This is a genomic window from Halomicrococcus pelagicus, assembly GCF_050954125.1.
Map to the genome: position 1 here is coordinate 18,868 of NZ_JBPBWC010000030.1, position 11,965 is coordinate 30,832.

The 11,965-nt window shown below is 70.0% G+C and carries 12 protein-coding genes and 1 rRNA gene; 9 read left to right on the forward strand and 4 right to left on the reverse strand.

Annotation, left to right across the window (positions count from 1 at the left end; genetic code table 11):
• The first annotated feature begins 89 nt into the window (after positions 1–89).
• From ACRYA2_RS25805 to ACRYA2_RS25820, 4 genes are all read left to right on the forward strand, one after another.
• On the forward strand, positions 90–2,870 hold the full coding sequence (locus ACRYA2_RS25805; protein WP_433634534.1) for a cation-translocating P-type ATPase: 2,781 nt from the start codon (positions 90–92) through the stop codon (positions 2,868–2,870).
• A gap of 24 nt (positions 2,871–2,894) precedes the next feature.
• Complete coding sequence (locus ACRYA2_RS25810) at positions 2,895–3,575, forward strand: MBL fold metallo-hydrolase (RefSeq protein ID WP_433634536.1); 681 nt, start codon at positions 2,895–2,897, stop codon at positions 3,573–3,575.
• Between the two features lie 134 nt (positions 3,576–3,709).
• Positions 3,710–4,684, forward strand: a complete 975-nt coding sequence (locus ACRYA2_RS25815; protein ID WP_433634538.1) for an NAD-dependent epimerase/dehydratase family protein — start codon at positions 3,710–3,712, stop codon at positions 4,682–4,684.
• A 26-nt stretch (positions 4,685–4,710) separates the two neighbouring features.
• A complete protein-coding gene (locus ACRYA2_RS25820) occupies positions 4,711–5,457 on the forward strand; it encodes a CPBP family intramembrane glutamic endopeptidase (RefSeq protein ID WP_433634540.1) in 747 nt (248 codons plus the stop codon).
• Positions 5,458–5,459: 2 nt separating this feature from the next.
• On the opposite strand, the gene ACRYA2_RS25825 is transcribed toward ACRYA2_RS25820, so the two are convergent.
• Positions 5,460–5,738: a WNWW family protein gene (locus ACRYA2_RS25825; protein ID WP_433634542.1), complete on the reverse strand. Its 279-nt coding sequence runs from the start codon at positions 5,736–5,738 to the stop codon at positions 5,460–5,462.
• A 35-nt stretch (positions 5,739–5,773) separates the two neighbouring features.
• Here ACRYA2_RS25825 and ACRYA2_RS25830 point away from each other — a divergent pair, with 35 nt between their 5' ends.
• Positions 5,774–6,061, forward strand: coding sequence for a hypothetical protein (locus tag ACRYA2_RS25830; RefSeq protein ID WP_433634544.1), 288 nt, complete (start codon positions 5,774–5,776; stop codon positions 6,059–6,061).
• Between the two features lie 46 nt (positions 6,062–6,107).
• Here ACRYA2_RS25830 and ACRYA2_RS25835 read toward each other — a convergent pair whose 3' ends face one another.
• Positions 6,108–7,076: an alpha-ketoacid dehydrogenase subunit beta gene (locus tag ACRYA2_RS25835; RefSeq protein ID WP_433634546.1), complete on the reverse strand. Its 969-nt coding sequence runs from the start codon at positions 7,074–7,076 to the stop codon at positions 6,108–6,110.
• Complete coding sequence (gene pdhA / locus ACRYA2_RS25840) at positions 7,066–8,133, reverse strand: pyruvate dehydrogenase (acetyl-transferring) E1 component subunit alpha (RefSeq protein WP_433634548.1); 1,068 nt, start codon at positions 8,131–8,133, stop codon at positions 7,066–7,068. Before pdhA ends, ACRYA2_RS25835 begins: the two co-directional genes overlap by 11 nt.
• A gap of 111 nt (positions 8,134–8,244) precedes the next feature.
• Between pdhA and ACRYA2_RS25845 the strand changes: the two genes are divergently transcribed.
• The 3 genes from ACRYA2_RS25845 to ACRYA2_RS25855 are packed head-to-tail and all read left to right on the forward strand — an operon-like array spanning position 8,245 to position 10,449.
• Positions 8,245–8,871 carry a universal stress protein gene (locus ACRYA2_RS25845; RefSeq protein ID WP_433634550.1) on the forward strand — a complete coding sequence of 209 codons (627 nt, stop codon included), beginning with the start codon at positions 8,245–8,247 and terminating at the stop codon, positions 8,869–8,871.
• Positions 8,872–8,926: 55 nt separating this feature from the next.
• Positions 8,927–10,039 carry a M24 family metallopeptidase gene (locus tag ACRYA2_RS25850; RefSeq protein WP_433634552.1) on the forward strand — a complete coding sequence of 371 codons (1,113 nt, stop codon included), beginning with the start codon at positions 8,927–8,929 and terminating at the stop codon, positions 10,037–10,039.
• 56 nt (positions 10,040–10,095) lie between these two features.
• Positions 10,096–10,449, forward strand: a complete 354-nt coding sequence (locus tag ACRYA2_RS25855) for a hypothetical protein (protein WP_433634554.1) — start codon at positions 10,096–10,098, stop codon at positions 10,447–10,449.
• Between the two features lie 146 nt (positions 10,450–10,595).
• On the opposite strand, the gene ACRYA2_RS25860 is transcribed toward ACRYA2_RS25855, so the two are convergent.
• Positions 10,596–11,180, reverse strand: a complete 585-nt coding sequence (locus ACRYA2_RS25860; RefSeq protein WP_433634556.1) for an Ntn hydrolase family protein — start codon at positions 11,178–11,180, stop codon at positions 10,596–10,598.
• Between the two features lie 711 nt (positions 11,181–11,891).
• Between ACRYA2_RS25860 and ACRYA2_RS25865 the strand changes: the two genes are divergently transcribed.
• Positions 11,892–11,965, forward strand: a 16S ribosomal RNA gene (locus tag ACRYA2_RS25865); the annotation flags it as partial.

Here is an 11,965-nt window from a genome sequence, read left to right on the forward strand (position 1 = left end):
GTGGCCGTCGATGGACCTGGACGGCGACGGACTCCCCGCCCGATTCCGGGACGGGCGGGCGACAGCGCGGACGTGGACTTAGACGAGCAATGGAACGACTGGAATCCGACGACCGAGAGACGACCGTGACGTCGTGGCACAGCGCGTCGCTCGACGGCGTCTTCGACCGACTGGAGACCGACGAGGACGGCCTGACGACGGACGAGGCCGAGCGTCGGCGCGACGAGTACGGCCGCAACGTGATACGACGCGGCGAGTCGGTGTCGCCGCTCTCCCTGTTCGTCGCGCAGTTCCAGGACTTCCTCGTCTACCTGCTCGTCCTCGCCGCGCTCCTGTCGCTCGGCGTCGGACTCCTCCCCGGCGAGGAGCCCAACTACGTGGACGCGACGCTCATCACGCTCATTCTCATCGCCAACGGCGTCTTCGGGTTCGTCCAGGACTATCGCGCAGAGCAGTCGATGGCGGCGCTCCGGGAACTCTCCTCGCCCGACGCGACCGTCCTTCGCGACGGCGAGAAGGTGACCGTTGACGCGTCGGCGGTCGTCCCCGGGGACGTTGTGTTCCTCGAACAGGGTGATGCGGTACCGGCCGACGCGCGTCTGCTGTCGGCGACGAATCTCGAAACGGACGAGGCGGCGCTGACCGGCGAGAGCACCAGCGTCTCCAAAGAGCCGGGGACGACCGACCCGGACGCGCCGCTCGCCGAGCGGACCAACATGGTGTACATGAACACGAACTCGGTGAAAGGCCGCGGGACGGGGGTCGTCGTCGAGACGGGGATGGACACCGAGGTCGGGGCGATAGCGACCCAGCTACGGGAGGCCGAGGACACCGAGACGCCGTTCCAGCGGGAGGTCGACCGCCTCGGCCGGCGCATCGGCTACGGCGTCGTCGCGCTCGTCCTCCTCCTGACGCTGATTCAGCTCTCGTTCACGTCGGCCGGCCCGATAACCATCCTCCTCACCGGCATCACGCTGGCGGTAGCGGCGGTTCCGGAGGGGCTACCGGCCGTCGTGACGCTGACGCTGGCGCTCGGCTCCCGGAAGCTACTCGACCGGAACGCGCTCGTCCGTCGGTTGCCGGTCGTCGAGAGCCTCGGTTCGGTCGACACCATCGTCACCGACAAGACGGGGACGCTCACGGAGAGCAGGATGACCGTCAGACGGCTCTCGTTCGGCGGGGCGGCGTACGAGGTGACGGGTACGGGCCTCGAACCGGACGGCGAGTTCCGCCGGGACGGCGAGGCGGTCGCCCCCGACCGTCTCGCGCCGCTGCTGCGCTGTGGCGCGGTCTGTAACGACGCCGAGCGAGCGCCCGACTCGGAAGACGAGGAGTACTACGGCGACCCGACGGAGGTCGCGGTGCTCGTCGCGGCGGCGAAAGCCGGTCTCGACGGCGACCACGAACGGCTCCGGGAGATTCCGTTCTCCTCGGAACGCAAGCGGATGACGGTCGTCGCGGACGAGGGCTGCGGACTTCCCGGCGCAGCGGACGCCCCGACGGCGTACGTGAAGGGTGCGCCCGAGACTGTCCTCGAACGCTGCGACCGCATCGTGGCGGATGGCGAGGTGCGCGAACTGACGGACGAGCGCAGGCAGGCCGTCCTCGACGAGAACCGGGAGTTTGCGGGCGACGCGCTCCGAGTCCTCGGGTTCGCGTGCCGGACGGTCGAGGACGCCGACGCCGACGCGGACGCCATCGAGAATGACCTGGTCTTCCTCGGCCTCCAGGGGATGCTCGACCCGCCCCGCTCGGAGGTGCGCGAGGCGGTCGCTGACTGCCGGCAGGCGGGCATTCGGGTCGTGATGGTGACCGGCGACAATCTCGCGACCGCGACGGCCATCGGCGAGGAAATCGGGTTCGACCCGGAGGGCGCGATGACGGGCGCCGAGGTGGCCGAGCTATCGGACCCGGAACTCGCCGAGGCGGTTCGGTCGGTCGAGGTTTTCGCCCGCGTCGAACCGGAACACAAGGTGACCATCCTGCGGGCGATACAGGAGAACGGCCACAGGGTCGCGATGACGGGCGACGGCGTCAACGACGCGCCGGCGCTGCGCAACGCCGACGTCGGCGTGGCGATGGGAGTCCGTGGCACCGACGTCGCCAAGCAGGCGTCGGACATGGTGCTGCAGGACGACAACTTCGTCACCATCCGAGACGCCATCGCCGAGGGACGGGGCATCTTCGACAACGTCCGGAAGTTCGTCAACTACCTGCTGTCGGCGAATGCGGGCGAGGTGCTCGTCGTGTTCGTCGGCGTGCTCGTCGGCACCGTCCTCTTCCCGCGAGCGTTCGCCAGTCGGTCGGAGGCGCTCGTCCTGACGCCCGTGATGTTGCTGTGGATCAACCTCGTCACGGACGGCCTGCCGGCGCTCGCGCTCGGGGCCGACCCGAAACCCGACGACGTCCTGGACCGCTCCCCCCGCGGCGACGACGAACCGGTCATCGACACCCGGATGATGGTCTCCATCCTGACCATCGGCGCGCTGATGACCGCCACCGGTCTCGCGCTGTTCTTCTTCGGCCTGTCGAGAACCCGGGACCTCGTCGTCGCTCAGTCGCTACTGTTCACCTTCCTCGTCACCATCGAAATGGTGCGCATCCAGTCGATTCGCTCGCGATACGACCAGGAATTCTTCTCGAACCGCTGGCTCGTCGGCGCGATACTGGTGACGCTCGCGCTCCAGTTGCTCGTCCTCTACACGCCCCTGCACGTCTTCTTTGACGTGGTCCCGCTCTCTCGCCGGGGCTGGACCTGGATCGGCGTCGCGTTCCTCGCCTTCCTCGTCGCCGACGCCCTCGTCTCGCGGTTGTACGACCGCACCGTCGCCGACGACCGCTGGCCCGGGCCGCCTCGGCACGAGGACTAAGCCGCTCAGCGCCGTATCGGGGGTATGGCCAGGCGACTCGCGGACGGGGTGTGGCTGCTGGAACTCGCCGACGTTCCGGTGTTCGGCGCGAACGCGTTCGTCGTCGACGACGGCGAGGTGACGCTGGTCGACGCGGGCCTGCCGCGAGCGGGCCTGCCCGGCGAACTCGCGGACGCGGGTTACGATTCGGCCGACGTGGACCGCGTGCTCGTCACCCACTACGACGTGGACCACGTCGGCGGTCTCCGGGACCTCACCCTCGACGTGCCGGTCCACGTCGGGGAGCGCGACGCCGCGCTCGTCGCGGGCGCGTACGACCCGCCGTGGCTCCACCACAAGGGGGCGTTCCACCGCGTCGCGCGTCGACTCGTCTCGCTCCCGGCGACGCTCGACGTCCGCCCGGTCGCCGACGGCGAGCGCGTCGGTGGGTTCACGGCCCACCACACGCCGGGGCACAACCCCGGACACACGGTCTACGTCCACGAGGCGCTCGGCGTGGGCCTGCTCGGGGACCTCGTCTGGGAGCGCGACGGCGACCTGACGCCGCCGAGGTGGTGGGACTCCTACGACGTGGCTCGACTGCACCGGAGCATCCGGCGGTTCGCCGGTCGCGAACCCTCGCTCGCGGTGGTCTGTCCCGGTCACGGCGACCCCGTCGTCGGCGGCGGGTCGGCGCGGCTGACCGACCTGGCCCGACGACTCTGACGACCGCCGGCGCACCTGCCGGGGCCGCCCCGGCTCCAGGCCGTGGAAAGGAGCGACTACCGCGGTAGGCTCGGCCACACGAGGGCAAAGCACACCACGGACGCCGCCGAACCCACGCTCGGAGGGTGGAAGGGTTGAGATATCTCGTCACGGGTGCGACGGGCGCTATCGGCAGTGCAGTCGTCGAACAGCTTCTCGGAAGTCGGGCGTCGGAACCGGACGACGTGCCCGAGGCGGACCTGCGACTCGGGGCGGACGACGTCCTGCGCGTCTTCGTGCGGAACGCCGACCGCTTCCGCGACCGGTTCCCGGACGCGCCGGTCGAGGTCGCGGAGGGGAACGCGCTGACGCCCATCGACGTGCGGAGCGCGGTGGCCGACGTCGACGTCGTCGTCCACTGCGTCAACTTCCCCCTCGCTCGCTACCACCAGAACGTCGAGGCGGCGAGGCTGCTCGTGACCGCCATCGGCGAGGACCGCCCGCATCTCGTCTTCCCCGGGAACACCTGGGTGTTCGGCTCGCCGGACCCGCCGATAACGCCGACGACGCCGTTCGACCCGCCGTCGCGACTCGCCAGGTTGAAAGCCGAGACGGACGCGGTGCTGACGAACGCGCCCTTCCCGACGACCGTCGTCCACCTGCCGGACTTCTACGGCCCGCACGTGACCAACGACCTCGTCCGGCCCCTGTTCGCCCGCCCCGTCGCGGGTCACAGCGTCGTCTTCCCCGCGCCGGTCGACGTGTCGCACGAGTTCGTCTACGTGGCCGACGCGGCGCGCGCGCTGCTCGCCGTCGCGGGCGAGGAGACGGCCGAGAACCGCCGGTACACCGTCGGGACGGAGCCGACGACGGTCCGGAAGTTCGTCCGGCGGGCGTACGACGCCGCGGGCACGGACGGCCGCGTCTGGGGCTTGCCGCCGTGGGTCGTCCGCGTCGCGGCGCTGTTCAGCGACAGGGTCCGCTCCGTCGCCGACATCCTCCACGTCTTCGCGACGGACGTGACGATGAGCGGCGCGGCGATTCGGGAGGACGTGGGGTTCGAACCGCGAGTGGGGTCCCGCGAGGGCGTCCGGCGAACCGTCGCGTGGTACGACTCCGAGGGGGTTTAACAGTCGTGGCTCCGAAACCTCACACGATGACAGCTCTCTCGAACCGACGCTCGCGTGCGCTCCTGGCCGCGGTCGGCCTGGGCGTCGGCGGGTACGCGTTCGCCGTCGCCGTCGTCCTCGTAGCCGGCCTCGTCCTCGCGGCCGCGGGAGTTCCCGTGCTCGACAGCCCGTCGCTTCTCATCGGTCTCTCGGTCGTCATGGGGCAGGGCGTCGGCTTCGGTCTGTTCGCGCTGCTGTATCTCCGGCGCACGGAGCGCGGCCTCTCGTACGTGAAGGCCCGCGTTCCGACGCTCCGCGACCTCGGCTGGACCGTCGGCGGCTTCGTCGTCTTCTATAGCGGCCTCGTCGCCGTCTCGGTGCTGTTGTCGTCGCTCGGCATCCAGTCGGCCCAGAACGAGATAACCCAGATTGGCGAGCAGGACCCGACGGTGTTCCTGATCCTGATTCCGCTCTCGCTGCTGCTCATCGGTCCCGGCGAGGAGCTCCTCTACCGGGCCGTCGTCCAGGAGCGACTCCGCGAGGCGTACGGTCGCTGGGTCGCCATCGCGGTCGCCAGCCTCATCTTCGCGCTCGTCCACGTCTTCTCGCTGCAGGGCGGTGCGGGCGGAAAGCTCGCGTACCTCGCCATCCTGTTCGTCCTGTCGCCCATCCTCGGCGCGGCGTACGAGTACACCCGGAACCTCGTCGTCCCGGCGGTCATCCACGGGCTGTTCAACGCCGTCCAGTTCGCCCTCGCCTACCTGACGATGACCGGCCAGATGCCCGGGACGTAGTGTCACTCCTCGTACCAGCGGCGAATCTCGAACTCGGCGTACCCGCCGTAGGCGATTTCGAGCGACCCCATCCACCAGTTCCAGCGCTCCGGCAGCGAGCGGTCGTCCGGGGCGTCCCGAAGGTGCTCGACCACCGCTGCTGGCGTGAGTTCCGCGCCCGCGTCGCTCCGGTACGTGCCCGAATCGGCGAGGTCGCCGGCCTGCCGGACGACCACGCGGCGAGCGCCCGGCGGCGCGTCGAACGCCTCCTCGAGTCGGCGGTCGAGTTCGGTCGTGTCCATCGCCCTTTATTGGGTCGCCGTGCGTGGTAACTCCTGTGACTACCGAACGACCGACCGTGTTCGCGGTGGACGAGTACGAGGCCCAGCAGTTCGACGGCGTCCTGATACAGGACGACGCCGTCGTCTGTCTCGACGCCGGGGAGCGCGCCCGGGTCATCCCGATGGACAAGGTGAACCATATCGACGCCGACCCGGACCTCCTGCTGACCGGCGCGGAGGTCCCCGACTCGTTCTTCGGCGGCGCTGAGTACGCCTTCGTCGACCCGTCGAAGTTCGACCGCCTCCAGGAACACCTCGACGCCATCGAGCGCGAGAACTACTGAGGTCGGCCGCCTCGACTGGTGACGCCTCGAAGTCGCCGTCGACTCCCTACCCGTCCAGCGTGCGCTCGACGGCGGCCAGGACGCGGTCGGCGTCCGGACGGTAGTCGTCCTCGCGGGCGAACAGGGGGTACGGAACGTCGTAGCCGGTGACGCGCTCTACCGCCGTCTCGAGGTGGTAGAACGCCTCGTCGTTGATACGGGCGATTATCTCGGCCGCCATCCCCGCGGTGCGCGGCGCTTCGTGGACGACCACGCACCGGCCGGTCTTCCGCACCGATTCGACGAGGGCGTCGTCGTCCAGCGGGACGATGCTGCGGAGGTCGAGCACCTCGACGCTCGCGTCCGCGTCCTCGGCGGCCGCCGTCGCCTCGCGGACCATCGCGCCCCACGCGACGACGGTGACGTCGTCGCCCTCGCGCACCGTCCGGGCCTCGCCGAGCGGTACGACGTGGTCGCCGTCGGGCACGTCCTCGCGGATCGCCCGGTAGAGCCGCGTCGGCTCCATGAACACCACGGGGTCGGGGTCCCGTATCGAGGCGGTCAGTAGCCCCTTCGCGTCAGACGGGGTCGCGGGGACGACCACCTTCAGGCCGGGGACGTTGGCGAACCCGGCCTCGAAGCTCTCCGAGTGGTGTTCCAGCGCCCGGATGCCACCGCCGTACGGCGTCCGAACGGTCATCGGACAGCCGTACCGGCCGCGGGTCCGACTCCGGATGCGTGCGACGTGCTGCTGGAGCTGGTGGAATCCCTGGTAGAGGAATCCCTGGAACTGTATCTCCGGGACGGGCGTGAAGCCGGACGCGCCCAGTCCGACGCCGAGACCGATGATGGCGGACTCCGCCAGCGGCGTGTCGACGACGCGGTCGGGGAAGTCGTCGATGAGGCCCTCCGTCGCCCGGAATACCCCGCCGTTGACGCCGACGTCCTCGCCGTAGACGACCACCGACTCGTCGCGCGCGAGTTCCTCGCGGAGCGCCTCGCGGACGGCCTCCACGATGCGGAGTTCACTCGCCACGCTCGAACGCCTCCCGTTGGCGCTCGACCGACCGCGGCGGGTCGGCGTAGGCGAACTCGAACATGTCGGCCGGGTCGACGTCCGCCTCGCCCGCCTTCGCGCGCTCGATGGCGTCGGCGAGCTCCGCCTCTATCTCCTCGTCTATCCGCGCCACCGTCTCGTCGTCGAGCACGCCCTCCTCCCGGAGGTACGCCTCGAACCGCTCGACCGGACCGCGACGCCCCCACTCCGCTTCCTCCTCCTCCGTGCGGTAGACGGCGGGGTTGTCCGAGGTGGTGTGCATCGACAGCCGGTAGGTGAGCGCCTCCACGAACACCGGGTCGCCGGCCCTCGCCCGTTCGAGCGCGTCGCTGACGACGCCGTAGACGCCGAGCAGGTCGTTGCCGTCCACCTGCACGCCCTCGATGCCGGCGGCGACCGCCTTCTGCGCCAGCGTCTCGGTGCGCGTCTGCTGCGCCCGGGGCGTCGAGATGGCGTACCGGTTGTTCTGACAGAGGAAGACGACGTGGGCGTCGAACACGCCGGCGACGTTCATCGCCTCGTACACGTCGCCTTCGCTGGTCGCGCCGTCGCCGAAGTAGGTGAGGGTGGCGGCGTCCTCGCCTTCGAGTTCCTGTCCCCATCCGATTCCGGCGGCGTGGAGCGGTTGCGTTCCGACCGGGACGGCCGGCGGCATGTCGCGGTTCTCGTCCGGAATCTCGGCCCCCTCCTCCATCCCCATCGCGTACCACAGCAGCGCGTGCGGCGACGCGCCTCGCGTGAGGAAGGCGGCACTCTCGCGGAACGAGGGAACCATCCAGTCCTCGTCGGCGAGTGCGAGCGCGCTCCCGACCTGCGCCGCCTCCTGACCGATTGCGGGGGCGTACGTCCCTAGCTCTCCGCGACGCTGGAGCGCGATGGCGCGCTCGTCCAGTCGCCGCGAGCGTTTCATCTGCCGGTACGCCTCGCGTAGCCGTTCGTCCGAGAGGTCCGGCGCGAGTTCCCGGTCGACGGTGCCGTCTTCGGCGAGCACTTGCACGGAGTCCACCCCGAACTCCGCGATTCGTTGGCGCGGCATGGCGACCGAGCTACGACGGCCCCTCACTTATGTCACCTTGCCGCGGGCACCGCTCCCGAGCGCGGTCCCCGTCCACACCAGTTTTCACTCCGGCGGGAGTAGTCTCCCCCGATGTATGACCGGATTCTCGTCCCGACCGACGGTAGCACCGCGACGCAGGAAGCGGCGAAGCACGCCATCGACGTCGCCGGCAAGTACGGCGCGACCGTCCACGCGCTGTACGTCGTCGGCACGGAGCGACTGGAGCGTTCGGACGCCACCCGCGAGGAACTCGAAGCCGAAGGCCGGGAGGCGACCGAGGCCTTGGTCGACCGGGCCGACGACGCGGGCGTCGACGTCGTCACCGCGGTTGAGGACGGCCGCCCCTCCGACCGCATCCTCGAATACGTCGACGACGAGGACGTCGACCTCGTCGTCATGGGTACTCGCGGCCGGACCGGCGTCGGCCGCGTCCTGCTCGGCAGCGTCGCCGAGCGCGTCGTCCGCCGGGCCGACGTGCCGGTGATGACCGTCCGGGCCTCCGGCGAGCGCGCCGTCGAGACCGCGGAGGAGGCCGTCGCCGTCGCCCGGGACGCGCTCGAAGTGGAGGGCCACGACGACGTGTCCGTCACCGAGGAGCCGTATCGCGCCGCCAATACCTGGATCGTCCGCGCCGAGGGCGACGGCGACGCGTTCAACGTCCACGTCGACCCCTCCTCCGGGGATACCAGCGTCGCTCGCATCCGACGGCGCGACTGACCCGCCTTCCGCCCGCGACGGGAGCTTTTACCTCCCGGGGCGCGTGGCTCCGCCCATGACCCAGGCGTTCGAGGAGCGAACGCGGCGCTGCCAGCAGCGACTCCGGGCCGTCGAGGCCGATGCAGTCGTCCTGTTCCCGAGCACGAACCTCTTCTACCTCTCGGGCTTCCGCGAGGACCCCGGCGAGCGCCACCTCCTCCTGTTCGTGCCCGCGACGGGCGACCCCGCGTTCGTCGTTCCGGAGATGTACGACGAACAGGTCGCCGAGGCGTCGTGGGTCGACGACGTGCGGACCTGGAGCGACGGCGACGACCCGCGCGAACTCGTCCGCGAGGCCGCGACGGACCTCGCCGTCGCCGACGGCCGCCTGCTGCTCGACGACCGCATGTGGGCGCTGTTCACCCAGGACCTCCGCGCCGCGCTGCCCGACGCGGACTTCGGCCTCGCCAGCGAGGTGTTGGCCCCGCTGCGCGCCCGGAAGGACGACGCCGAAATCGACGCTCTCCGGGAGGCCGGTCGGGTCGCCGACGAGGTCTGTGTCGCGGTCCGCGAACTGGGTGAGGAGGCCGTCGGAACGACGGAGGCCGAACTCGCGCGGGAGATCGAGTCGCGTCTCGCGGACGCGGGCGGCGAGGAACCCGCCTTCGAGACCATCGTCGGCTCCGGCCCGAACGGCGCGAAACCGCACCACGGCCACGGCGACCGCGAGATAGGGTACGGCGACCCCGTCGTGCTCGACTTCGGCGCGTTCGTCGACGGCTACCCCGGCGACCAGACGCGGACAGTCGTCTTCGCCGGGTCGCCGCCCGAGGAGTTCGACCGCGTCCACCGCGCGGTGCTCGAAGCCCAGCGGGCCGGCGTGGAGGCGGCCGAACCGGGCGTCCCGGCCGAGGCCGTCGACCGCGCCGCCCGCGAGGTCGTCGAGTCCTACGGGTACGGTGACCGGTTCGTCCACCGGACGGGCCACGGCGTCGGCCTCGACGTCCACGAGGAGCCGTACGTCGTCGAAGGCAACGAGACGGAATTCGAACCCGGCATGGTGTTCAGCGTCGAACCCGGCGTCTACCTGCCCGGCGAGTTCGGCGTCCGCATCGAGGACCTCGTCGTCGTCACAGAGGACGGCTGCGAGCGCCTGAACGACTCCCCGCGGACCTGGCAGCCGCTCTGACGGCCGGGGTGGCGGTCGCCAGCAGGACTAACCGCGAGCAGGTCGTCGGTGCGGTCATGGACCGAACCACCGACGTTCGCGGCGCACTGGCCGACGTTCGGGTCGGCATGGAGCGAAAGCGCGAGGTCGTGGCGGTGCTCGAAGAGTCGCGAGAGGCCGTCAGCGAGGGTCGCGTCGCCCTCGCGGAGGGCAAGCAGGCGGCGCTCGAACGCCGCGACCGCCTCCGTCGTCGCGTCGCGGGCGTCCAGCGCGCCGTGGAGTTGCTCCAGCAGAACGGCGGCGACGCCGACCTTCGGGACGTTCTGGCCGCGCTCGGCGGTCGTTCGGAGGCCGGGTCCGGCGCGTCGCTCCCGCCGCAGCGCTCGTCCGACGCCGAGCGGTCCCGACCTACGCCGTCTCGCTCGGCCTGACGTTCGCGTCGTGCCGGAAGCGGTTCTCCGGGTCGTGGGGCGAAGGTCACCGCCGTGCGCACGTCATTGATTCTCCGAGGGTCGCGCGACGAGCACCGGCCGATGGGACAGCTCCGCCGGGAGTTATTGCATCCCACGCACCGCCGTTACGACCGGTCACGGTCGCCCCGGCCGTCGGCTCCCGTCGCGTCGTCCCGGTCGACCGACGGGAGTCGGTAGACGTCCACATCGGACCCCGTCCTCGCGTCGCGGTTCGCGACGGTCGCCATCGTCTCGCGGGCGAACGCCTCGACGTCGTCGAGTTCCTCGGCGTCCGGACCGCTTTCGAGGAGGCCGACGGCGACCGCTGCTCCGCTGCCCCGCGCCGTGGCCTCGGTCGCGAGGACGCCCCCGTCGTTGCCGACCTCGCGGAGTTCGGCGTTCCCGTCGGCGGTGCGACCCGCGACGATGGCGTCGACGCCCTCGTCGGCGGCGACGTCGGCGGTCGTGTGGGCGAGCCGGTCGAGCGCCATCGACTCGTCGCGCTCCGTCTCGTAGGACCGGAGCTCCGACTCCACGCGACTCGCGAACTTCCGTATCGAGCCGGGGTCGCCGACGGCGGCCACTCCTGCCCGGTCGAAGTCGTGGACGCGCTGGACGCCGTCGCTCGCCGTCGTCCCGTCGTGGGTGTATCGGCGGTCGCCGGCGAGGACGACCCCAGCGGTCGTCTCGATTCCGAGTATCGTTCCCACGCCCGGCGTATCGGCCCGTGACGAAAAGAGCATTCCGTCCGAACGGGCGGTCCATCTTTTTCTTACGCGCGCGTGCGTGGCTGGACTCGTTTTCGACCACCGGATGTCCCGGTCGCAACTGTTCGTTTCCCGGTTTCAACGGCGCAGTTCCCCTCGGCGCTCGTTCACCGATTCCCCGAAACGCTCCATTGCGAGATACTACCACTCATCGTGGATTATCTTTGGTTCACGAACTCGTCCGGCGATTCGATTTCGATGTGCTTAAACGTATCCGGGGTTTTCGAAGTAATGTGAACGCCGTCGCGGACTTCGACCCGGGCCTGACGGGCCTGGTTCGAAGGCCTTATATGTAGACGGTCCTTCGCTGTGAATGCGAAGGCGACGCCGTCACGCGGTCTTCACCAGGTCCGACGGACCTGGTTCGAAGGCCTTATACGTGAACGGTGCTTCGCTTGGAACGCGAAGGGCGAACCCGGTTCATCCGGGTTCGCTATGCAGACGCCAAGGTGAGCTGTGCTCGGCCCCCGAGCCACGTTCTGCTCGCCGATGACGGCGTCGTTTCCAGTATGAGGACTCCACCCCTGCGGTCCGCCGTACACGATGGGGTCTGACGTGAGCCCTGACAGCCGATAGTCTGTCGACACCTCAACACGACATTGTCGCTATCATGCGACGTCTCCGCCAGACCCACTGAGTATGACGCTCAGGACCATTCCGGTTGATCCTGCCGGAGGCCATTGCTATCGGAGTTCGATTTAGCCATGCTAGTCGCACGAGCTCAGACT

Coding starts and splice junctions, on each gene's coding strand:
- ACRYA2_RS25855 (WP_433634554.1), top strand. CDS start 10,096: ATGGACCGAACCACCGACGTTCGCGGCGCACTGGCCGACGTTCGGGTC.
- ACRYA2_RS25805 (WP_433634534.1), top strand. CDS start 90: ATGGAACGACTGGAATCCGACGACCGAGAGACGACCGTGACGTCGTGG.
- pdhA (WP_433634548.1), bottom strand. CDS start 8,133: ATGCCGCGCCAACGAATCGCGGAGTTCGGGGTGGACTCCGTGCAAGTG.
- ACRYA2_RS25820 (WP_433634540.1), top strand. CDS start 4,711: ATGACAGCTCTCTCGAACCGACGCTCGCGTGCGCTCCTGGCCGCGGTC.
- ACRYA2_RS25845 (WP_433634550.1), top strand. CDS start 8,245: ATGTATGACCGGATTCTCGTCCCGACCGACGGTAGCACCGCGACGCAG.
- ACRYA2_RS25850 (WP_433634552.1), top strand. CDS start 8,927: ATGACCCAGGCGTTCGAGGAGCGAACGCGGCGCTGCCAGCAGCGACTC.
- ACRYA2_RS25825 (WP_433634542.1), bottom strand. CDS start 5,738: ATGGACACGACCGAACTCGACCGCCGACTCGAGGAGGCGTTCGACGCG.
- ACRYA2_RS25810 (WP_433634536.1), top strand. CDS start 2,895: ATGGCCAGGCGACTCGCGGACGGGGTGTGGCTGCTGGAACTCGCCGAC.